At 44.6% G+C, this 21,624-nt stretch carries 22 protein-coding genes and 3 tRNA genes; 17 read left to right on the top strand and 8 right to left on the bottom strand.

Annotated features, from left to right (window positions below; all coding sequences use genetic code 11):
• The first annotated feature begins 3 nt into the window (after positions 1 to 3).
• Positions 4 to 810, top strand: coding sequence for a PIN/TRAM domain-containing protein (locus LR957_RS01955; protein ID WP_232272684.1), 807 nt, complete (start codon positions 4 to 6; stop codon positions 808 to 810).
• 2 nt (positions 811 to 812) lie between these two features.
• On the opposite strand, the gene LR957_RS01950 is transcribed toward LR957_RS01955, so the two are convergent.
• On the bottom strand, positions 813 to 3,473 hold the full coding sequence (locus LR957_RS01950; RefSeq protein WP_232272683.1) for a transglycosylase domain-containing protein: 2,661 nt from the start codon (positions 3,471 to 3,473) through the stop codon (positions 813 to 815).
• A 73-nt stretch (positions 3,474 to 3,546) separates the two neighbouring features.
• Between LR957_RS01950 and tyrS the strand changes: the two genes are divergently transcribed.
• The 7 genes from tyrS (at position 3,547) to LR957_RS01915 (ending at position 10,043) form a co-directional block, all read left to right on the top strand.
• Entirely contained in the window at positions 3,547 to 4,767 is a 1,221-nt protein-coding gene (gene tyrS, locus LR957_RS01945; protein ID WP_232272682.1) for a tyrosine--tRNA ligase, read from the top strand.
• Entirely contained in the window at positions 4,767 to 5,522 is a 756-nt protein-coding gene (locus LR957_RS01940; protein WP_232272681.1) for an HAD-IIB family hydrolase, read from the top strand. Before tyrS ends, LR957_RS01940 begins: the two co-directional genes overlap by 1 nt.
• Positions 5,523 to 7,565, top strand: coding sequence for an ATP-dependent DNA helicase RecG (recG, locus tag LR957_RS01935; RefSeq protein WP_232272680.1), 2,043 nt, complete (start codon positions 5,523 to 5,525; stop codon positions 7,563 to 7,565).
• Position 7,566: 1 nt separating this feature from the next.
• Positions 7,567 to 8,391 carry a phospholipase C/P1 nuclease family protein gene (locus tag LR957_RS01930; RefSeq protein WP_232272679.1) on the top strand — a complete coding sequence of 275 codons (825 nt, stop codon included), beginning with the start codon at positions 7,567 to 7,569 and terminating at the stop codon, positions 8,389 to 8,391.
• Positions 8,381 to 8,926, top strand: a complete 546-nt coding sequence (rsmD, locus tag LR957_RS01925; RefSeq protein ID WP_232272678.1) for a 16S rRNA (guanine(966)-N(2))-methyltransferase RsmD — start codon at positions 8,381 to 8,383, stop codon at positions 8,924 to 8,926. Before LR957_RS01930 ends, rsmD begins: the two co-directional genes overlap by 11 nt.
• A gap of 59 nt (positions 8,927 to 8,985) precedes the next feature.
• Complete coding sequence (locus tag LR957_RS01920) at positions 8,986 to 9,618, top strand: DUF421 domain-containing protein (protein WP_232272677.1); 633 nt, start codon at positions 8,986 to 8,988, stop codon at positions 9,616 to 9,618.
• 128 nt (positions 9,619 to 9,746) lie between these two features.
• Positions 9,747 to 10,043 (top strand): hypothetical protein, encoded by a 297-nt coding sequence (locus LR957_RS01915; RefSeq protein WP_232272676.1) that lies wholly within the window; start codon positions 9,747 to 9,749, stop codon positions 10,041 to 10,043.
• A gap of 13 nt (positions 10,044 to 10,056) precedes the next feature.
• Here the strand turns inward: LR957_RS01915 and LR957_RS01910 are convergent, their stop codons facing one another.
• Complete coding sequence (locus LR957_RS01910) at positions 10,057 to 11,643, bottom strand: alpha-amylase family glycosyl hydrolase (RefSeq protein WP_232272675.1); 1,587 nt, start codon at positions 11,641 to 11,643, stop codon at positions 10,057 to 10,059.
• Positions 11,644 to 12,223: 580 nt separating this feature from the next.
• Here LR957_RS01910 and LR957_RS01905 point away from each other — a divergent pair.
• From LR957_RS01905 to LR957_RS01880, 6 genes are read left to right on the top strand one after another with little or no spacing between them, the layout of a single operon-like run.
• Positions 12,224 to 12,517: a sigma-70 family RNA polymerase sigma factor gene (locus LR957_RS01905; protein WP_232272674.1), complete on the top strand. Its 294-nt coding sequence runs from the start codon at positions 12,224 to 12,226 to the stop codon at positions 12,515 to 12,517.
• Complete coding sequence (locus tag LR957_RS01900; RefSeq protein ID WP_232272673.1) at positions 12,517 to 12,738, top strand: sigma-70 region 4 domain-containing protein; 222 nt, start codon at positions 12,517 to 12,519, stop codon at positions 12,736 to 12,738. Before LR957_RS01905 ends, LR957_RS01900 begins: the two co-directional genes overlap by 1 nt.
• Positions 12,735 to 12,998: a hypothetical protein gene (locus LR957_RS01895; RefSeq protein ID WP_232272672.1), complete on the top strand. Its 264-nt coding sequence runs from the start codon at positions 12,735 to 12,737 to the stop codon at positions 12,996 to 12,998. Before LR957_RS01900 ends, LR957_RS01895 begins: the two co-directional genes overlap by 4 nt.
• Positions 12,979 to 13,269 (top strand): hypothetical protein, encoded by a 291-nt coding sequence (locus LR957_RS01890; RefSeq protein WP_232272671.1) that lies wholly within the window; start codon positions 12,979 to 12,981, stop codon positions 13,267 to 13,269. The genes LR957_RS01895 and LR957_RS01890 overlap by 20 nt, the downstream gene beginning before the upstream one ends.
• A 2-nt stretch (positions 13,270 to 13,271) precedes the next feature.
• A complete protein-coding gene (locus LR957_RS01885; RefSeq protein WP_232272670.1) occupies positions 13,272 to 13,664 on the top strand; it encodes a hypothetical protein in 393 nt (130 codons plus the stop codon).
• Positions 13,651 to 14,481 (top strand): CHAT domain-containing protein, encoded by an 831-nt coding sequence (locus LR957_RS01880; protein ID WP_232272669.1) that lies wholly within the window; start codon positions 13,651 to 13,653, stop codon positions 14,479 to 14,481. Before LR957_RS01885 ends, LR957_RS01880 begins: the two co-directional genes overlap by 14 nt.
• Positions 14,482 to 14,483: 2 nt before the next feature.
• On the opposite strand, the gene LR957_RS01875 is transcribed toward LR957_RS01880, so the two are convergent.
• The 4 genes from LR957_RS01875 to LR957_RS01860 form a co-directional block, all read right to left on the bottom strand.
• Positions 14,484 to 15,401, bottom strand: coding sequence for an HpyAIV family type II restriction enzyme (locus tag LR957_RS01875; protein ID WP_232272668.1), 918 nt, complete (start codon positions 15,399 to 15,401; stop codon positions 14,484 to 14,486).
• Positions 15,361 to 16,428: a site-specific DNA-methyltransferase gene (locus LR957_RS01870; protein WP_232272667.1), complete on the bottom strand. Its 1,068-nt coding sequence runs from the start codon at positions 16,426 to 16,428 to the stop codon at positions 15,361 to 15,363. The genes LR957_RS01875 and LR957_RS01870 overlap by 41 nt, the downstream gene beginning before the upstream one ends.
• 264 nt (positions 16,429 to 16,692) lie before the next feature.
• Positions 16,693 to 16,768: transfer RNA gene (locus LR957_RS01865), tRNA-Gly, on the bottom strand.
• A 49-nt stretch (positions 16,769 to 16,817) separates the two neighbouring features.
• Positions 16,818 to 16,893 (bottom strand) — tRNA-Phe (locus tag LR957_RS01860).
• Between the two features lie 67 nt (positions 16,894 to 16,960).
• Here LR957_RS01860 and LR957_RS01855 point away from each other — a divergent pair.
• Positions 16,961 to 17,035: transfer RNA gene (locus LR957_RS01855), tRNA-Gly, on the top strand.
• A 55-nt stretch (positions 17,036 to 17,090) separates the two neighbouring features.
• Here LR957_RS01855 and LR957_RS01850 read toward each other — a convergent pair.
• Positions 17,091 to 17,837: a slipin family protein gene (locus tag LR957_RS01850; RefSeq protein ID WP_232272666.1), complete on the bottom strand. Its 747-nt coding sequence runs from the start codon at positions 17,835 to 17,837 to the stop codon at positions 17,091 to 17,093.
• A 101-nt stretch (positions 17,838 to 17,938) separates the two neighbouring features.
• On the opposite strand from LR957_RS01850, the gene LR957_RS01845 reads away from it, so the two are divergent.
• Positions 17,939 to 19,111 (top strand): replication-associated recombination protein A, encoded by a 1,173-nt coding sequence (locus LR957_RS01845; RefSeq protein WP_232272665.1) that lies wholly within the window; start codon positions 17,939 to 17,941, stop codon positions 19,109 to 19,111.
• Positions 19,112 to 19,146: 35 nt separating this feature from the next.
• The gene (locus tag LR957_RS01840) at positions 19,147 to 19,716 is read left to right on the top strand and encodes a DUF2569 family protein (protein ID WP_232272664.1); all 570 of its coding nucleotides are present in this window, start codon (positions 19,147 to 19,149) and stop codon (positions 19,714 to 19,716) included.
• A gap of 63 nt (positions 19,717 to 19,779) precedes the next feature.
• On the opposite strand, the gene typA is transcribed toward LR957_RS01840, so the two are convergent.
• On the bottom strand, positions 19,780 to 21,603 hold the full coding sequence (gene typA, locus LR957_RS01835) for a translational GTPase TypA (RefSeq protein ID WP_232272663.1): 1,824 nt from the start codon (positions 21,601 to 21,603) through the stop codon (positions 19,780 to 19,782).
• Between the last annotated feature and the right edge of the window lie 21 nt (positions 21,604 to 21,624).

Below are 21,624 nucleotides of genomic sequence, written 5' to 3'. Positions count from 1 at the left end.
AAAATGAAAGATTTTTACGGATTGATAATAATTACGATGTTGCTTGGCTTGGCGGCCGAAGTTTATTTCTTGGCAAAACCGCGACGAAATTCGTCGATGGGCGTGGCGCCGATCTTGGTTGACACGTCAGTACTCATGGATGGGCGAGTGACTGAACTGGCGAAGACCGGATTTTTATTGGGAAAAATTATTGTGCCAAGGAGTGTATTGACAGAATTGCAATTATTAGCCGACGGCGCAGACCACGATAAGCGTGAAAGGGCGCGATTCGGTATGGATGTTGTGAAGGAGCTTAAGGATATTTTGAAGTCTTCATTCGAGCTTTACGATGACAATATTCGCGTGCCTGAAGGTGTGGATTCTCGCTTGTTGAAATTGGCGAAGGAGATGAGTGCAGCAGTGCTGACTCTTGATTACAATTTGAATAAGGTAGCACAAGTTGACGGCGTTAAGGTTTTGAATATCAATGAGCTGGCGAAAAGTTTGAGGATGAGTTATCTACCTGGCGATGAGCTGGATTTGGAGCTGTCGCAGAAGGGGCAAGACTCTCATCAAGCGGTTGGCTATTTGAAAGATGGAACAATGGTGGTTGTTGAGAATGCCAAGCGTTACATTGGGCAAACGAAGAAGATTGAGATTATCCGAAGCTTGCAGACCGACGCTGGAAAAATGATGTTTGCGAAGCTTGTGGCTGAGCAGAAAAAACCTGTAAAGCAGAAAGCTAGCGTTCCCAAAAAGCGCACAAATAGTCGCTCAAAAACATCAGCTCAACACGAGGCTGAGCTGATTAATTTAGTAAATAAGCAGTAAGGCTATTTAGATTGGAAACTGCCGCTTGAAGTTGCGGTATAGTACGCTGAATCTCTGACGGTTACGGAAACTGTATGAGTTCCGGCTTCTTCAAACTCTACAGTAGCAGTCTGCTTGCCACCTGACGTGATCTCTGAACTCTTAATGCTCTTCCCGTCAACGGTAATTTCTATTGCAGCTAACTCCCAAGTTCCTGCTGAAACGTCTACACTTATAGTATATTTATTGCCGCTGCGAGATACTGACGTTGATCCAATTTGAGGCTTAGTGTCGTCACATTTGTGAACATCATCTTCAGAATTGGCGTCGTATCCGGCGGGAACGCTAATAGATTCTTTCTTGGTCAAAGGATCAATAACCTTCGTTACTTCAATTTCTTCCTTGGCGCCATCTGGTGTACAGTTTGTCGCCTTTTTCTTAGAAACTTTGTCGAAGGTGATTTTCTCTGTAGATTGGCTTTGTCTCTTATTCCACCATGACGGGTAGAGTTCACCGTTGACAGTCTGGATTCCGTTTGGTCGTTGATACCATTGACCCGATTTCCATTTACCTTCTTTGGCATAGACTTGGGTGTGAGCGAACTCCATAACACTTCTGATGACCGGCATACCGAAGTTAGAAGACGAGGTGCCTATTACGCTGGTGTCAGAGTTTCCGAGCCACATTCCCATAACTAGGGCTGGGCTGTAATTAACAATCCAGAGGTCTTTTGGCTGCGAGCCTTTGTCGGATGTACCGGTCTTCGCAGAAGTTCGAACGCCATTGACGCCCATCCAGCCGTGAAGTCCAGGAGTTCGATCGGACAAAATATCATTCACTATGTATGCCGATTGCGAATCAAGAACCTGCTTTCCATCGTCTTTCCATTTCTTTAAGGTCTCGCCTTGGCTATTTTTCACCTCAATAACACTTGAGCTATCTTTCTGGATACCCATTCGAGCTAATGTAGCGTAGGCGTTGACTAGTTCAGTTTGCTTGGTTCCGCATGCTCCAATTGCTGCACCAAGTCCGTATCCGCCAGTGTTTTCTTCTTGGCGGCAATAATTAGTGTTGCCCATTCTGCGAATTCCTTCGACGACTGGTTTTGCAGATCCGTCACCTATAATATAAGCTGCTTTAACTGCAGGAACGTTTCGTGACAAGGCTAGTGCTCTTCGAATATTGATGGCACCCATAAACTTATTGTCCCAGTTTCTTAGGGTCGCGCCGTACAGTTTATCAATGTTCTCATCAGCTAAGACCGTGCCACTACCGTATGCTTGCTTGCTGTCGTGTTTGTCAAATAATTGAGCAAAGACAAGCGACTTAATCGTGGAACCTGGCTGGATATAGGAAACTGCGGCATTATCCTGTCCGAAACCGGCATAATTAAAGTCACGGCTACCAACAAGCGCTACGATTTGTCCAGTCTGAACATCCTCGACCGTTGCGGCGCCGTTACTAATTCGCACAGCGTCTGGTCGACCAGTTGCAAAGAACGATTTCATTTCATTTTCAAGTTTTTCCTGAATTCGCCAGTCAAGAGTGGTCTTAATCGTCAATCCACCGCGTCCAACGACCGATTCGCCAAGTTCTTTACTCAACTGGTTGCGGACCATTAGTAGAAAATGGGGAGCTTTAATATTTTCTAGTTGCTCAGTTTGAGGTTTAAGCGTGCTTAAAATGTCAATCTTTTTAGCTTTTTCAGCCTCATCCTTGGTAATAACGCCTTGCTCGGCCATATAGTCCAGAACTGTATGTTGTCGGGCAATTAAAGCCTTATTTCCAGCGGTGTTATATGGATTATAGTAAGTTGGATTCTGTGGAATACCGGCAATTAGCGCTGCTTCTGCTAACGTCAGATCCTTTGCGTGCTTGCCGAAATATGTCTGGGCGGCAGATTCTGCGCCGTTACGACGACCGCCGTATGGAGACTCGTTCAGATACAATGACAGAATTTGGTCTTTGCTATACATGCGCTCAACTTCGATTGCAAGGATGATTTCCTTGATCTTTCGAGGAATACCGCTAATTGATCGGTCGCCGGCCTCATCTGCGAAGAAGACTTGCTTGACGAGCTGCTGAGTTAGAGTCGATCCGCCTTGAACTTGGCGTCGTGAAGCAGTTGAGAGCATTGCGCGCATTATACCGCTAATACTGACACCGTGATGCTTATAGAAATCGCGGTCTTCAATTGCAACGGTGGCTTTTTTTAGATAGTCGCTAATTTGGTTAGATTCGACAACCAATTGATAATTGCCCGTACCTTTATCTTCCCAAAGCAAATTATCGTTGCGGTCGTAATATTTAGTGACGGTCGTCTGAACGCGCTTAGCAAGCTCGCCAGGGCGAATTTTATCGAGGTCTTTACGGAAGTAAGCGAACATTCCGCCGATAAGTAGCAGCATCAACAAAATACTGACGCCAAGAATTTTCAGCGCCATTAGTCCGCCGCGCTTGGAGAACCAATATTTCGCTAGTCGCTTCGGATGTAATCGATAAAAGAATCGCTTTACGGGATGCTTTGGTAAAGTTGCCAAATATTCCGCACGTGCGCGTGAGTCCTTGTCTTTTTTTGTCTTATGTTTCTGCGCCAAATTGGCATATAAGTTCATCCGTTTTGACGGAGATTTCTTATCGCTTGAGCCGTGTCCGGCAGTGCTTATCGTAGTCCTTTTCTTCACAATTCTATTATATCACGCATATGTTTCGCTTCAATTGTAAAATTGATATACTAATATATAGAAAAGGAGTGATATGAAATTATCAGAAGAATTACAATGGCGTGGATTCTGGAATCAGACCACATTTACTGACGACAAGATTATCGATTCGGAGAATTTCACGCTCTATTTGGGGACGGATCCTTCGGCAGACAGTTTGCACGTGGGGCATTTGGCAGTTTATATGATGGTTCGGCATTTTTTGGAGCGCGGACATAAAGTGTTTTTGCTCGTTGGCGGCGGCACAGGAATGATTGGCGATATGCGCGATACGGAAGAGCGAAATCTGCTTCCGTACGAGGAAATTGAGCATAATAAGCAAGCCTTAAAATCACAAGTTTCACGAATCTTTGCTGGACGAAATTTTACTTTGGTTGATAACGCTGACTGGCTGGCTGATCTGGAATTGCTGCCGTTTCTTCGCGATATCGGTAAGAATTTCAATATGGCAGATTTGGTGAGCCGCGAATTTTTCAAGGCGCGCATTAATAATGGTAAGGGCCTGAGTTTTGCGGAATTCACTTACACTTTACTTCAGGGCTATGATTTTTGGCATCTATTTAATCAATACGGCGTGAATTTGCAAATTGGTGGGTCGGATCAATGGGGTAATTTATTGTCCGGCGTGGATCTGATTCGCAAAAAAGAAAATACTGAAGTTTACGCAATGACTGCGCCTCTGCTCATCAATAAGTCAACTGGTCGTAAATTTGGCAAATCTGAAGGTGGCGCAGTTTGGCTTGATGAAAATAAAACCAGCGTCTATAAATTCTACCAATTCTGGCTGAATGTTGATGATGAGAGCGCGATTGAATATATGAAGATATTTACGATGTTGGACCGCGATACGATTGAAGCTATTGCTGAAAATCACGCCGTTAATCCAGGTGCGCGTTCGGCGCAGAAGGTTTTGGCTCGCGAAGTTACTGATATTGTCCATGGCGTTAATCGGCGCGAATCAGTGGAGCGGGTGACTGAAGTGTTGTTTGGCGGCGGCGATTTTAAGAAATTGTCGGACGATGATTTAGGCGCTTTGGCTGAGGAAATTCCTTGCGTTGATGCTGGAATTGATGTGATTGGAGCGTTGGTAGAATCTGGCGCAGTTGGCTCTAACGGCGAAGCAAAGCGATTGTTAAAATCTGGAGCTATTAGCCTAAACGGCGAAAAACTTGCCGAAAATAAAGTCGTCAATGACACGTCGCTACTGAAGAAGGGTAAAAACACATTCGTATTAATTATGGAAGGGGGTGAATAATGAAGAAAATTATCGGTTTTGATTTGGATGATACACTAGCAATTACAAAGTCGCCAATTAGCGATCGTATGGCTGGAATTCTTAGTCGATTACTTGAGAATTATGATGTTTGTGTGATTACGGGCGGCACGTTTCAGCAGATAAAGAAGCAGGTGATTGATAGGTTGAACGTTACTCCAGAGTTGCTTCAGAAGTTCCACGCGATGCCGACTTGCGGTACTCGATATTATCGATTTGACGCCGCCGATGATGAATGGAAAATTCAGTATGCGAACGATTTGTCTGACGAGCAAAAAACTCAGATAACTACGGCGTTGGAAGAAGTTGCGAAGGAAATGGGCATTTGGTGTGAGAATCCTGCGGGTGAAATAATTGAAGATCGACATAGTCAGATTACTATGTCGGCTTTGGGTCAGCAAGCTACGCCTGAAGATAAATATGAGTGGGCTGAAAAATATAAGGACGTTCGTCCGATATATCGCGACAAGGTTGCGGAGAGGCTGCCTGGACTTGAGGTGCGAATTGGTGGTACGACTAGCACTGACATCACGCTTCCGGGAATTGATAAGGCTTATGGAATTGGCAGGCTGCTTGAACTGAATGGCTGGTCGAAAGAAGAAACACTGTTCTTTGGCGACAAAATTGAAGAAGGCGGTAATGATTTTCCAGTGAAGCAAATGGGCGTAGATTCAATTGGCGTGAGAGGCTGGGAGGATACGGCTTACGCTCTGGAAGGCATCAACGCCGTTTCGTAGATGAAATTAACAACTCCTCTCGAGCAAATTAAAGGCGTAGGGCCGAAAACTGCTCAGGCTCTGGCGGCGGCTGGTCTTAAAACGATTTCTGACGCTTTGGATTTTTTGCCGCGAGCATATGACGACTATTCAACCGCGGTTAATATCACAGATCTTCAGCCGGGAAAAGTTACGGTTAAGGCGCGCTGCGAGTCGGTTTCGACGCGTATTGTTCGGCGTGGACTTAGAATCACGACCGCGGTTTTGGCGGATAAATCAGGCAAAGTTAAGGCGGTTTGGTTCAATCAGCCGTACCGCGAAACGCAATTAAAATCTGATGCGGAATTTATTTTTTCTGGTCAATTTGGAATGAATTATAATAGCTATCAAATCAATAATCCGTCCGTCGAGCTGGCAAAAGAAATTGCCAAAACTGCTGCGGAAAATAATTCAGGAATTCAGCCAGTTTATAAGTCGATCAAAAATCTCCGCCCAAAAACCGTGCAAGATTTGATGAAAAATATTCGTCCAATTATGGATTTTTTGCCTGAAACTTTACCGGAAAACATTATTCGGCGCCAAAAATTAGTTAGTCGTTCTGAGGCGGTTAAATTTCTTCACGCGCCAAAAACTCACGAGGAAATTTCTCGCGGTCGTGAGCGCCTGGCGTTTGAGGAGTTGTTCGAGATGATATTGGCGGCACAATTTAATAAGCAAGAACAGACCAGATTAACAGGCTGGAAAATTCCGTTTAATAAGTCGGTCGTAAAGAGTTTTGTTGATCAATTGCCGTTTCCTTTGACCAATGCTCAGCGCCGAGCTGCGTGGCAAATTCTGCAAGATCTGGAGTCTGATCATCCGATGAATCGGTTATTACAAGGGGATGTTGGCTCGGGAAAAACTGTCGTTGCGGGTCTGGTGGCCGCAGAAGTGGCGAAGGCTGGTTTCCAGACGGCAATTATGGCGCCAACGGAGATTTTGGCGCAGCAACATGCGAAAACGCTTGACGAGTTATTGTCGCCATTCGGTGTGTCTGTTGCGCTTCTGACGGGCCACGTGAAAGGCGCGGCGCGCAGTCAATTATTGGACAATCTGGCTAGCGGTAACATTGACGTTGTGGTCGGCACGCATGCGCTAATTCAGGAAAAAGTTGCGTATCATAAATTGGGATTTGCGGTGATTGACGAGCAGCATCGATTTGGCGTGAAACAAAGACAAGCTTTATTGGAAAAGTCTGATTTTATGCCGCATCTTTTAAGTATGACCGCCACGCCGATTCCGCGCAGTCTGGCGCTGACATTGTATGGAGAATTGGATATTTCTATTTTGGACGAGTTGCCCTCTGGCCGTCAGCCGATTCAGACTAAGATTTGGTCGCCAGCATCAGCTCCGAAGCTTTACGAATCGATTGAAAATGAGCTAGCCAAAGGTCGCCAAGCTTACGCTATTTGTCCGTTGATTGATGATAATCCAGATAATGATAAAAAATCGGTGGAGGCGGAATATAATAAATTGTCTAAGACTATTTTCAACCATCGTCGAGTTGGGCTGTTGCACGGAAAGCTTCCTGTCGAAGAAAAAGCTGAAGTGATGCAGAAATTTGCGGACGGCGAGCTGGATATGCTAGTCGGCACGACTGTGGTTGAGGTTGGTGTGAATGTGCCGAATGCGACGGTGATGTTGATTGAGAATGCGGATAATTTTGGATTGAGTCAGTTGCATCAATTGCGCGGGCGAGTTGGGCGTGGGAAGCATCAGAGTTTTTGTCATTTGATGATGAGCGGCCACGATAAGCCGAGTCAGCGACTTCAGGAGATTGAGAAGTCGCAAGACGGATTTTATTTGGCGGAGGTTGATTTGAAATTGCGTGGACCTGGCGAGATTTACGGCAAAATGCAACACGGGGATTTGAACTTGAAAATTGCCTCGCTGGCGGATACGGCACTAATTGCTCGCGCTCAAGTCGAAGCTGAACGCTTTGTCAAAGAGGGGCAAGATTTGCTACAATATAATCATCTGGCGCACGCCGTCAGTCGCTATCAGCGATTAACTGTTTTAAATTAATATGTACGCAGGAACAACAATTAGGGATGGCTCTGGTCGATTTATTGGTGTCCACCAAAAAATAGATCGAGTCGCAAGGAAAAATATAGAACCAATTCTTCCGGATTGGTGTGATTTTCCTGACATTAAAAATATTCTTCATTTTGAGGGCAAGAATGGTCCTGATGGTGTTAAGCGAAAAAGTCCAGCGGTGGATGAGCCTTGGCACTTTATAAATCCGGACGATCCGGATGACACTGCACTTTTGGGGATGATTGACGGACATATTGGCAATTTAGCCCGAGCACTACGAACAAATAATTCCGAGCGAGCAGCGTTTGAGGCGGCTTGGATGGCACATGCGATTACCGATGGTTTGACTCCGGCTCATCATTTTCCTCTGGAACAAGCTATGGCGGAACTTCGCGGCGGTGAAGGGTTGGAGACGCGAACCTCAATTTTGAAGAAAAATCTCATGAAGGGCGATAACGGAATTGAACTGATTAAGAACAACTGGAAATTCTGGGGCGCTAAGGGCATGATGACGACGCACGTGGCGTTTGAGGCTGGCGTAGCTAGCGTGGTAGCATATCCGCGTTTTAAGGATGCAATTCCGAGTGACAATGAGATATTGCAAGTGAAAAATCACGGCTATCGTGAGTATTATTTGGACCAAGTTCACGCCGTGGCATCGATGAAAATGTATGACAATTTTAGCAAGAGCGGCTGGACGACGGACCTTGCTTGGCAGACAAATCACGAGCTAATGCCGATTATTATAAAGTCGGTGATGCTGGGCTGGCTGGCGTCTATTTGGAAACTTGAGGCAGAAAAAAGTGAGAGTTAGGATTGTCTCTGGCGAATTTGGCGGACGATTCATAAAAACCCCGCCAGGCTCAACGACTCATCCTATGGGTGAGCGAGTGCGTTCAGCTATGTTCAATTCTTTGGGTGAATCGATACGCGGCGCGCGGGTTTTGGATGCTTTTGCGGGGTCTGGTGCTGTTGGATTAGAGGCATTAAGTCGCGGCGCAGAGTCGGCGGTTTTCGTGGAGCGAGATCGAGTTGCTCAGCGAGTAATTGCTGAAAACATAAGCATTTTGGGCGTCGAAGAAAAATCTATTGTAATAAAAACAACGATAGTAAATTGGCTAGAAAGCACGAGTTCAACAGGGGAGTTCGATATTATTTTTGCTGATCCGCCATACCATAATCCACAGTTTTCCACAGTTTCTAAGTTAATGAGACTACTCAAACCGGGTGGATTTATGATATTATCACATCCAGGAATAGGTGAGGTGCCAGTTCAAGACAAAACTGTTGTGGTGGACAGTCGTAGTTATGGGGAGGCGCACCTCACCAAGTTCCTACGATTGGAATAAGTTTTATGATCGTTCTGATAAATATCAGAGCGTTTTTAATAGAAAAAAGTAGGTAAATTATGAATGAATTTATTTTAGTAGCAATAAAATTATTAATCGGATTTTTTGCGCTGACGATAATAATTAACGTTACAGGAAAAGGTAATTTGGCACCATCTTCCGCTAGTGATCAAGTTCAGAATTACGTACTTGGTGGTATTATCGGCGGCGTTATTTATAACAATGATATTAAGATTTTGGACTATGTTGGGATTTTGTGTATATGGTGCGTGCTGGTGTTAACACTGAAGTGGATAAAGAAACATAGCGTTAAGGCTAAACAGCTGATTGACGGGAAGGCTTTGATAATTATAGATAATGGAAAGATAAATATCGAAAATTGCGAGAAGGTCGGCTTAAGTGCTCATGATGTTTCTTTCAAGCTTCGAACCCATAATATTTACTCGACGAAAGACGTGAAAAGGGCTGTTGTTGAACAGGATGGCGAGCTTATTATTTCGCACAAAGGCGAGGAAAATCCGAAATTCCCGTTAATAACGGACGGTCAATTGCAAGCTGATATCTTGGATGTAATCGGAAAAGACGAAAAGTGGTTGCTCGGCGAGCTTAAAAAACGAGGCTTAAAATCTTATGGAGATGTATTTTTGGGTGAGTATGTCGACGGTGATTTGATTCTGACTGCTTATAATTAAAGATGAATTAACTGGACGGGATGAAAAACGTCGTTGTTTGATAGTGTTGTGAAGTTAACTCTACCACTACATCTGGTGGTGTCGTATAATGGTTTATAGACAAAGTAAAAAGAGGAGGAATATAGAAAATGCTGTACGATGGTCATATTAATTGTGGGGCAGATATTCTGAGTGAAGATACTTCTGATAAACCGGATAAATATTATGAGGAAATTGCAAATGATGAAGATTTGCAAGGTGATACGACAGAATCTAGTCAAAATAGCGATCCAGATGTTCTTGATGATTACTATCTAGAATTTAAAGCCCTCACCGAGGCTGCTAATGACAAGAAAATTAACGATAATATGGCTAGGTTGGCGACTGAATGCGCGGGTCTCTGTTCCATAGAGGAGTGCGATACTGAAGATGGAACCTTATTCTAGTTGAGTGTTTTTATTACTGGACAATAAGTAAAACTCCGCAATATCCTGGAATTGTCATTTGGAGATTTTCTGCGGTAATTAAATCGACAGAGTGAGTCGAGGCAATGATCTTGGCGTTTTCTGGAATGGAGAAGCTTTGTTTCTCGTCTGCGAAATTGATGAAAATGTAAGCACGTTGACCAACCAGTTCTCTTTTTAATCCGAGAATGAATCCGTTGCCGGTGTTTTCTACAATACTCAAATCGCCATTTTTAAGAATTGGGAGAGTTTGGCGCAATTTTAGCAGCTTTCGGTGCATATTAAGCAGGGAATTGTTTGCGATTTTTTCGTTATCAACGTTAATCTTCGTGTGATCTTCATTAACAGGAAGCCAAGGTTTTGCACTTGAAAAGCCCGCAAATTGCGAATCATTCCATTGCATTGGCGTGCGTTCCAAATCTCGGCTATCAACAACAGAATTGGCGGGGCTAAAATTATCTTGAATGTCATCAGCGGTCAATTCTCCATTCATCATGCCAATTTCGTCGCCGTAATACACTACGCTAATTCCTGGAGTGAGGAGATTTAATAAGCTGAGGGCGCGGGAACGTTCTTCGCCCAATCTGGAGGCAATTCGCGGCTGATCGTGATTTCCGATGCAGAAAAATGGCGTGGTTGAGCTTGCTGATTGCAAGTAATTATCGATTTTTTTCTCAATATTTTTAGCGTGCCATTCATTGTCGCGATATTCCATGAAAAATGCCGAGGCTTTTGGGTGGACTGTCAGGATTTGGCTGTATTGATGATAAATATCACCCAGCTTATCGTCGGGATAAAATTCAAACACCATTTGCTTGTCGTTATATTCGTCGCAGACTGACGCCAATTCTTGCAAATATTCCTGAAAATGCGGTCCCATTTTACAGTGGTCGTGGATAAATGCTCCGTAATCGTCTGGATTGCCATAAAAATCAGGATTTGGAGAATCGTCTTTAAAGTCGGGATCTTTGGAAATTCCCCAAATTGCATCGACGCGCATTCCATCAACTCCCAGATCAAACCAAAATCGCACTATGTTTTTCATTTCAGCACGCACTTCAGGATTATCCCAATTCAGATCTGGCTGTGTTTTCAGGAACGAATGCAGGTAAAATTGCCCGGTGAGCTCGTCAAATTCCCACGAACTGCCGCCAGACAAACTTCGCCAATTGTTAGGCTCTCTATTATCTTTTCCGTCGCGCCAAATATAGTAATCTCGCTTGGGGTTATCACGCGAAGATCTGGATTCTTGAAACCACGGATGTTGATCTGAAGTGTGGCAGGGAACGAGGTCGATCATAACTTTAATGTCGAGATCGTGAGCCTTTTTAAGTAGCGCTTGGAAATCTTCCATTTGGCCGAAAGTAGGATCAATAGATCGATAATCTGCGATATCATAGCCAAAGTCGGTCAGTGGTGATGTGAAAAATGGCGAAATCCAAATCGAATCGATGTTCAGCCATGATAAATAATCCAGCTTCTCAGTAATTCCGTTCAAATCGCCAATTCCATCGCCATCCGTGTCCAGAAAACTGCGCGGATAAATTTGATAAAGGGAGACGACATCTTGCCAGGTTTTCATAGTTTAAGTATAAGCGAGATATAAATAAAATGCTAATATTCTAAAACCAGACAATAAAAATAGCCCAGATAAGCTGAGCATGTTTAATTTCAAATTGGTGGCAATGTACGCCAAAGCTCGAACCTATTTCGAGCGTAAAAGCTGAGCTGTGCAGGCTCAGCCTCAACGCCTGCGGGCGCACGCGCCCGCTCTCCCCACCAGAAAAATCCTTTGAATTATCTTTTTGAAATTTCTCCCGCCGATCTTTTTATTTTTTAGTTGAAAAGGGTGTTTTCTAGACGGTATAATTTAACTCAACAGATGGGGGGCGGAACGACTACTGCTTGGTCAGTAGAGGTCTGGGGCTTCGTCAAGACGGCAGAGCTGCCATATATCGCTTAAGCGCTACATGTCTTATGAGTAAAGCATAAACATTTATGTAAAATTAAATACTTATGGTGATAAGTATGACAGTGTTCCATATAGGATAAAAACACTCTTATTATCAATGAACATTACTGTGATAAGTTATCATTTTGGTGTTGAAATATAGAAAATAATGCAGTATAATTTAACTCAACAGATGAGAGGGTATTAAATTATGAACGAAGATATACTAAATGAGTTAAATAAGCTGAATCGTAATGTATCAGCGGTGCTGGCTATAACGGTAGACAGACATTTGCGTGATACCGACCTTGCTAAGCCTCGCCCACGCAGTATTGACCGCATGCTTGCAGATCTTGGTCTGACCGGAGCTGAAATTGCCAAGCTTCTTGGTAAAACACCGCAGGCTGTAAGTATAGCTCTGAGCAAAGACAAGCAGACGGTTAAGAGCAAAAAGGCGAATGCAAAAAACGCAGAGCAGCCAGTGAACGATGAGGAGAGAAAATAATGGCGAACACAGAAGAGCTACTTGATCAAATGGTGCGCTTGCAGGCTTTGCAAATTAAGCTGGCGATGCCAAGTCAGGCCGAAGCCATAGTGGAAATGAACAAGGTCGGGATAGGGCCGTCAAGAATAGCGGAAATAATGGGCACCACGCCTGGTACGGTCAACGTAGCCATTCAGCGCGCTAAGCCAAAAACTAAAAAGACAAAGAAGGATGAGAAATGATAAAAAATACTGAAACACTGCCTCTTGAGCAAGCAATGAGTGGAATCTTGGCACTTTTGGCTGCCGAACGTGAAGAGCGAATTAATCCCAATAAAGACCCCGCTAAAGAACCCCGCAAGACCGAGGTTATATTAGCAGATTCTGGCATGTCCCCTGCTCAGATTGCAACGGTACTTGGGAAAAAGGGTAAATTGGTTTCACAGACGATCATTCGTGCGCGCAAGAAAGAGCAGAAAGGCAATGCAGATGGCCAAAAGTAATACCAAGGCTAATACGTCCGAATCAGTGGGTATTTTGGACACCAACTCTGTCCTGCTGGCGATTCTTACGCTAATGGTTGATGAGCGTGAGCGTGCAGCAAAGCTAGACCCTAGCATGAACAAAACGGAGGTTCTACTTGACTCAGTCGGCCTATCGCATTCTCAGATTGCAAAGATTCTAAGTAAGAACACGGCAGCTGTTAGAATGATGGTTGCACGCTCCAGAGCCAAGGCTAAAAAGTCTGTCAGCTCGTCGGACAGAGGTAATTAGCGATGTCTGAAACTAGCGATGCCCTCTCCGAGATAAAGAAGATGAGAAGTGAGCTTGACCAGCACGGCGAGATGCTGGACGCGCTCATCAGGTATAGCCCTATTATACGCGATAGTATCTTGGATGAGTTCAAAAAAGATAAAGTACTCAGTGCTGTATACCTCTTAATTGATGGGGTTAGGACCCAACAACAAATCACTGATATCATGAAAATAACACAAGGCGCAAGTCAGCCAACGGTAACACGCAAAATCAAGGAGCTAAAAGACCAGATGCGAGTTATCACGCCCATTGCAAAAGACAGCAACAGTTGGATATATGTCCATAATCGCTTAGGTAGGGCTTTAAGTCTAACCAAAAAAATACGAAAGATACATAACCTTGATATACAATAAAATAAAGATTTTAGGTCGTGTAAACGAAGCCTTTGCGAGTCGCGGCTGGAGAGATAGCGGTAATGAAATCCTGCGTATCTCGGAACAGCTATCGCAGGGCGTGTCCACACAAAAGGTTGTGAAGGCTATATCTGGAAAATTTCTTTTGGCAAACAGCATAAAAAGGCAAGACATAGTGCCCGTATTAGACAGAGTGTTGCATGAGAAAGATATTCTGCAATTAGACACCTCTTCCCCTATCAAGCTTCTTTTCACCTATTCTACCCCCTCAGACGTACCGCCCCTGAGACTTGGCACCGAAGAAAAGCAGATCAAGGAGGCATTGAGGGCTATCACCGACCGTGACAAAATACACATAGACACCATTCCAGCCGTAGAGTTGAAAGATTTTAGTAATGCTTTTAATAGGTATAAGCCAAATATACTGCATATATCATCACACGGAAATCAAGAGTGTATTGCTCTTGAAAATGAAAAAGGCGATGCAATTGCCGTGGACGATGATACGCTAATGAATATAGTAAAACTAGCCGGGAAGCAATTGAAAATTGTAGTGCTTAATGCCTGTGAATCATCTAAGATGGCCGCATCTTTGACCGACGTGGTTGATATTGCGATTGGTATGAATGTGTCAATCGGTGATGATGCGGCGCGTGCTTTTGCAGTACAGTTATACTCCAGTATTGGCGAAAATATCCCGATTGGCCTTGCATTTGAGCAAGCAAAATTCGCCATCAGCGCAAACGGAATCAGTGAAGCTGACGCTCCTGTATTACACTATAGAAAAGGCATACACCCAGAAAAATATCAACTGTAGCTTCACCTATGTGGCGGACTGTCCTGCTTGTAGTATAAGTACTTTTTAACACCAGTAGATATATTCTGTGCGATTGGTAATCCTTGTTTCTCGAAGTGTGGCAGCAAGAGTCGAAGTGTTTCACCAGTTGGAAACAACACAGGCAGTATCTGGCTCACAATTCGCTCATCATCAAAGAGTTTGCGGAATATGCGAAGCGGTAGGTCTTTTATTTCTTCAGCGGATTCTTCGGGGTTGCTGTCAAAATTGACGTTTGGCAGGTCTGGTATATCCTGGCGCCATTTTTGTAGATTATTCATGATATCAGGCCAGACATGAGACAAGCCAAGCTGATTGAACATGTCTTGTCCATATGATACCGACAGCTGCACACCCCACGATTCTTGCAGTTTTTGTAGCTCTGGCTGATAAAAGTTTCGGTTTTTGACAAGGCTTGGGTCAATGAAATAGAAAAATCCCCACGTTACCTTGTCTCCATAGATATCTACAAGTGCCTCAAGTTTTTTCTCAAAATTACTAACCTGCCCGCGTTTTTTCGTCGAATCATGGTCGTCGCGCACTTTTTGCTCAATAAACAGCACCTTGTTATCTTTAGTGAGCAGTTGGTCGATATTAAGTGCGTCGCCCTCTTTGGACGTAATCTTTTGCGGCAACGGCTGCCAGTCTTCGTTAATAAAATACTGCTTAATTACCACTTCAAATGCATCGCCAAAACGGATTTCATTTGATTGCAACAAGTTTTGTAGTAGTTTTGCCTCTGGCTTAGTCGGGCGGAATAATCCAACATATCTATCGGGATATTCGGCAACTTTTTTGAGCAAATCAGGTTTTGACTTTGCAAAGATTTTTTCATCAAAAATTTTCTTGAATTTTTCGTAATCAAGCATGGTTTTTCTCCAAATACTGCTGTCGAATTTCATCAATCAACACATCATTGACATACCAAAATGTCCAGCCGTTGCATGAGGGTTGGTCTTGTAAAACTGCGCCAACTTTGTGGATAGAGCCCTCAATATGGCCGCTTTTCAATGAACCGTTGGCCGTAACGATTGCCGAATACTTACCGTCTTTGCTAGTCAGTGTTGCGCCAGCTTTAATAAGTCCGATATCAACCAGTAAGCCGAAAGCGACGCGCGGCGCCTTGGCTTCGAGTTTGCCTGATACGAGTGTTTCATCTAGTGACACTGTTTCGTCGAGGCGTTTCTTTGCTACTTTCACATAGGTATCGTCACGCTCAATACCGATATATTGCCGTCCTAGTTCTTTTGCGGCAACTGCGGTTGTGCCGCTGCCGAGGAATGGATCAAGCACAATATCGCCAGGCTTTGATGTTGCATTAATAATTCGACGAAGCAAAGCAAGCGGCTTTTGCGTCGAGTGTGCTTTTTCGCCATTGATTTTTACTCGCTCTTGTCCGCTACATATAGGAATAAGCCAATCACTACGCATCTGCTTGTCTTCATTGTGCGCTTTCATGGTTTTATAGTTAAAAGTTGGCTTTGATTTTTCAGATTTACCAGCCCAGATAAGTGTTTCGTGCGAGTTGTTAAAGCGCGTGCCTTTGAAATTCGGCATGGGGTTTGTTTTGACCCAAAGAATATCGTTGAGGATCCAGTAATTGAGATCTTGGACGATTTTTCCAACACGGAAAATATTGTGGTAGCTACCGATAACCCAAATCGTGCCATTGTCTTTGAGTACACGCCGACACTCCGTCAGCCACTTGGTTGTAAAATCGTCGTAAGTTGCAAAACTGTCGTATTTGTCCCAGTCGTCGTTGACTGCAGATACTTTTGTGTTATTTGGTCGCCACAGGTCGCCCCTGAGCTGCAAGTTATAGGGCGGGTCAGCAAAAATTAAATCGACAGATTTATCTGGCAAAGTTTTTAGTATTTTGATACAGTCGCCTTGAAGAACGACATTTGTTTCTAGTAATTTCTTACTCATGGACGCCTTTGAGTTAGTTATTATTTTTGAGTATTGTCCGCAATAAAAAAACGGACACCTACTCTAGGCGTCCAACCAACAATTGGGATTCAAACCAAATGCTTTTTCGAGCAAGTGCCCGTTTTTCTGGTTTGAATACCAAAAGTATTAGGTAATCCCTAAATGTTATATTGTTGGTTGGACTCTTTTATTATAGCACTTTTGTTGTATATTGGCGGGTACAAATACAAAAAAACCACCCGTTCGGATGGCTAAATATCAAATTGGTGCGGGTAAGGAGACTCTAACTCCTGGCCTCTTCCATGGCAAGGAAGCGCTCTAACAACTGAGCTATACCCGCATGCTGTTCACGATTTATTGTAACAAAGTCGTGAATGAAATGCAATATTTGGTGGCTCCTCCCAGACTTGAACTGGGGACACAAGGCTCTTCAGGCCTCTGCTCTACCAACTGAGCTAAAGAGCCACAAACTTGCTATTTAATTGTACTAAAGTTGTCGCCATCTGACAAGGGTGTTATAATTTTATCGAGCGCGGGTGTCGTATAGCGGCTATTATGTGACCTTCCCAAGGTTGAGATGGGAGTTCGACTCTCCCCATCCGCACCAGAAATTATAAAGCACCCTGTAAAATTACAGAGTGCTTATTTTATTGATAGGTGGTTTATTTTTTACCGCCACGAATTGCGTCGATGAGTTCGATAGGGAATAGCATCATCGTCTTTTGGCTTGGCTCTGTAGAGATTCGCTCTAAGGTGTTCAATGTTCGCAGATTGATAGCGCCTTGAGTTTTTGCTAGGATTTCTGCGGCTTGGGCTAATGTCTCAGCTGCAGCTTTTTCGCCGTCAGCGTTGATGATGTTGGCGCGGCGCTCGCGTTCTGCCTCGGCCTGTTTGGCCATGGCACGCTTCATGTCGCTAGGAAGTTCGATATTCTGAATCTTAACGTTCTCGACATCGATACCCCATTTGTCAGTTTCGGCATCAACAATTTCCTTGATCTGCTGGGAAATCTCTTCACGCTTGGCAAGCAAATCGTCCATATCAACGTTACCGGTAACGTCGCGCAGTGCCGCTTGGGCAAATTGGCTAGTCGCGTAAATATAGTTCGTGGTTTCCAGTACGGCTTTTGGTGCGTTGATGACTCGGAAATAAACCACCGCATCAACGCCGACCGTGACGTTGTCTTTGGTGATGACTTCTTGTTTTGGAACGTCAATTGGAGTTGAACGAATATCGACCAACATCATTGTTTGTAGACCCGGAATAACGACTCTTAATCCTGGTTCGCGAACGCCAGTAAATCGGCCAAGCGTTAAAACCACGCCACGCTGATATTGATTGACAATTTTAATGCCACTAAGTACGTAAAGTCCCGTGAATACTAAAATTATTATTACGAATGCTTCCATTTTTCCTCCTATTTATATAGATCTATTGTAGCATTTTGTGCGAGGAAAGTGTAAATTGCGGAGGCTTTTTGGCTTTATGAATTTCGCGATATAATGGAAGTATGAGTGATAATAGGCAGCCACTGGCTGAACGGATGAGACCGCAGACGCTGGACGAGGTGATAGGGCAGAGTCATTTGCTTGGCGAGGGCGAGTTATTGAGGCGAATAGTTAAGAATGGCGAGCCGGTCAGTTTGATATTGTGGGGTCCGCCGGGAACTGGAAAAACGACGTTGGCGCGGATTATTGCGCGCGAGGTGAAGGCGGAGTTTATTGAGCTGTCGGCAGTTACAAGCGGAAAAAAGGACGTTGAACAGGTAATTGAACACGCCCGTCAAAATTGGAATTTAGGACTCAGGACAATTCTATTCGTTGACGAAATTCATCGCTTCAATAAAGCACAACAAGACGCGTTTTTGCCGCACGTTGAGAGTGGACTAATTACGTTAATCGGTGCAACGACCGAGAATCCGAGCTTTGAAGTCATCACCCCGCTACTGTCGCGTTCGCGAGTTCTGGTTCTTCAGCGATTGACAAAAGACGAAATCATATCTGTATTAAAAAGAGCGCTGAAAGTCCTGAAAAAATCCAAGCAAGTTTCACCCAAGGCACTGGATTATTTGGCGGAGTTATCAGATGGCGACGCAAGGGTAGCACTGGGAAATTTGGAATTGGCGCTGAGTTTTAATGAAAAAGTAACGCCGGAAGTGGTGAAGGCGGCGGCTCAGAAGCGACTTCCGGGTTATGATAAAAAAGGCGATTCGCATTATGACGTGATTTCCGCTTTTATCAAGTCTCTAAGAGGCAGTGACGCGACGGCTGCGACGTATTATTTGGCGCGGATGATTGACGCGGGCGAGGATCCGAAGTTTATTGCTCGGCGAATGGTGATTTTTGCATCGGAAGATATCGGGCTGGCGGGTAATGGTGCACTGAGCCTGGCAATTGCAACGTTTGAGGCTGTCGAGCGCGTCGGTCTTCCGGAGGCGAAGTATAATTTATTCCATTGCGCTATTGCGTTGGCTCGCAGTCAGAAGTCGCGTGAAATTACTGATTTAATGTACGGCGCTTTTGAACTGGCGCGCAAATATCCGAATTCTCCCGTACCATTGCATCTCAGGAACGCTCCGACTAAATTAATGAAAGATTTGGGCTATAGCAAAGGCTACGAGTGGCGAGCTGGCTTTAAGCATGACAAAGGATTTTTGCCAGAGGAAATTAAGGATGTGGTATAATTAGCACATCAATATTCTTAAAAGGAGAAGTTAACATGCCAAAACAAGAACCTCAGCAGCCGCAATATGCGCCGCAGCCTGACCCAAACGCACAATACGGTCCCGCACCACAACCGCAGAACACGCCGTATGAGCAGCAACCGGTCAGCCAGCAATATTTTACACAACCTCAAGCAGCGCCAGTGCAATATGTCGTGATGGCAGAATCTCTGAAGGGTGTTAAGGGTTGGTTAATGTTCTTTGTGGTTTGTTTCGTTATCGGTAGCCTTGTCAATACAGCAGTGTTTTTCCGGGCGATAATGAATCTTAGCCAGCCAGAGAACGTCATTTCTTTGATATTTTCACCTATACTAGTAGTCTTGGCTATTTGTACAGTTGTGTTCATAGCAATGCAGAAGCGTCTTGGTAAATGGTTAGCCGTTATTGCGGTTGCTACAGCTGGATTGGGAAGTACTGCGAATGCGATAGTTATGCATGCGTCTGGAAGGTCGGGGGAAGATACCCCAACGATTATAGGTGCAATTATTGCGATGCTCATAATGGATGGATTGGTAATTCTATACTTTTTTGCCTCCCGCAGGGTCAAAGAAACTCTCGTTAACTAATTGATTCTTGCGTAAAAATAACCGCTCTCTATTACAGGGCGGTTATTTTTGTGGTTAACGCAATTATTGTTTCGCGGCGCGTTTTCGCTCATTAGCGTCCAGATATCGCTTGCGAAGTCGTAATGACTTTGGCGTGACTTCCAAAAGCTCATCATCTTCAATAAAATCGATACACTGCTCCAGGCTAAACTGCGTAAATGGCGTCAATTGCACAGTTCCGTCCGACGATTTGGAGCGCATGTTGGTCAAATGCTTGGCTTTGCAGACATTGATTTCGATGTCTTCTTGGCGATTATAAATCCCGACAATCATTCCAGCATAAACTTCCGTTCCTGGTCCGACCAATAGTTCGCCGCGAGCCTCTGCCGCTTGCAGGGCGTAAGGTGTTGTTGTGCCAGCCTCAAATGCGATAAGAACTCCATTGCGGGTTTTTGGCAATTTTCCGCCAAGCGGTTGATATCCGTGAGGTAGGGAATTCATAATCACCGTACCTCTGGTGGCGGTCAATAAAATGTTTCGCAAGCCAATCAACGCCCTAGTTGGCAGAATGTAGGTCAAACGAGTAGCGCCAGCGGCAGTAGTTTCCTGAGATTTCATTTCAGCGTGTCGTGCGCCAAGCTCTTGGCTGATCGCGCCGATAAATTCGCTGCCGACTTCAATTTGCAATTCTTCAATTGGTTCTTTTTCAGCGCCGTCCTCGGTAATTGTAACGACTTGCGGTCGCCCAACCTCAAACTCAAATCCTTCACGTCGCATGGTTTCAATTAAAACACTCAAGTGCAATTCGCCGCGTCCAGAAATCGTAAAGCCAATTCCGTTTTCCTCGACTCGTAGCGCCACGTTGGTCTCAAGCTCTCGCTTCAATCGGTCGCCAATTTGCCTGGATGTCGTAAACTCGCCTTCGCGCCCTTTCATTGGACTAGTGTTTGGTCCGAGATACATGCTCAGAGTTGGTGCTTCAATGTCAATTGTTGGCAGCGCTTCAGGCTGTTCTTTGTCGGCAATCGTATCGCCAATATGCGCGTCAGCCACGCCAACCAGCGCCACAATGTCGCCAGCAAAAGCTTCGTCAAGTTCTTCGCGATTTAATCCGCGATAGCCAAAAACTTTCTCAATTCGTGCGGAGCCCGCGACTTCGCCATTTTTCATCAAACTGACTTGCAAGCCACGCTTAACAGATCCGCGAGCAATTCGCCCAATCGCGTATTTTCCTTGGAATGTGTCATATTGCAGGCTGGTAACAAGCAATTGAAACGCGCCATCTTCCATCACATCTGGCGCTGGAATGTCGTTAATAATCGCGTCAAAAATTGGCGTCAAATCCGCGTCTTCGTCGGTGTTTGCAGGAATTTCTTTCCATGATTTTCCGTCGCGTCCGATTGCGTAATAAATTGGATATTGCAATTGAGAATCGTCGGTCGCTAGCTCCAAAAACAGATCGCTCAACTCATCTTCAACTTCGGCAATTCGTCTGGCTGGCTTGTCAATCTTATTGATAATCACGACAGGCTTCAGTCCCAGCTCAAGTGCCTTCGCTAATACGAATTTGGTCTGAGGCATCGGACCTTCCTGCGCGTCCACAATCAGCAGAACGCCGTCAGCCATATTCAAGGTTCGCTCAACTTCGCCAGAGAAATCGGCGTGTCCTGGTGTGTCAATAATGTTTATTTTGTAGTCGCCGTAAAAAATTGACGTTTGTTTGGCGGTGATGGTGATGCCGCGCTCGTGCTCTTGATCGCCGGAATCCATGATCAATTCCTGGCTCATCTCGGCTTGGTTGTCGCGGAATGTTCGCGACTGCTTTAATAGCCCGTCAACCATGGTTGTTTTGCCATGATCGACGTGGGCAATAATGGCAATGTTTCGAATCTTGCTAGCGTCCTTCATAAAAATACGGCCTGATGTTAA

The organism is Candidatus Nanosynbacter sp. HMT-352 (genome assembly GCF_021222645.1).
Taxonomy (GTDB): Bacteria; Patescibacteriota; Saccharimonadia; order Saccharimonadales; family Saccharimonadaceae; genus Nanosynbacter.
This window is presented reverse-complemented; position numbering and strand designations above follow the sequence as displayed.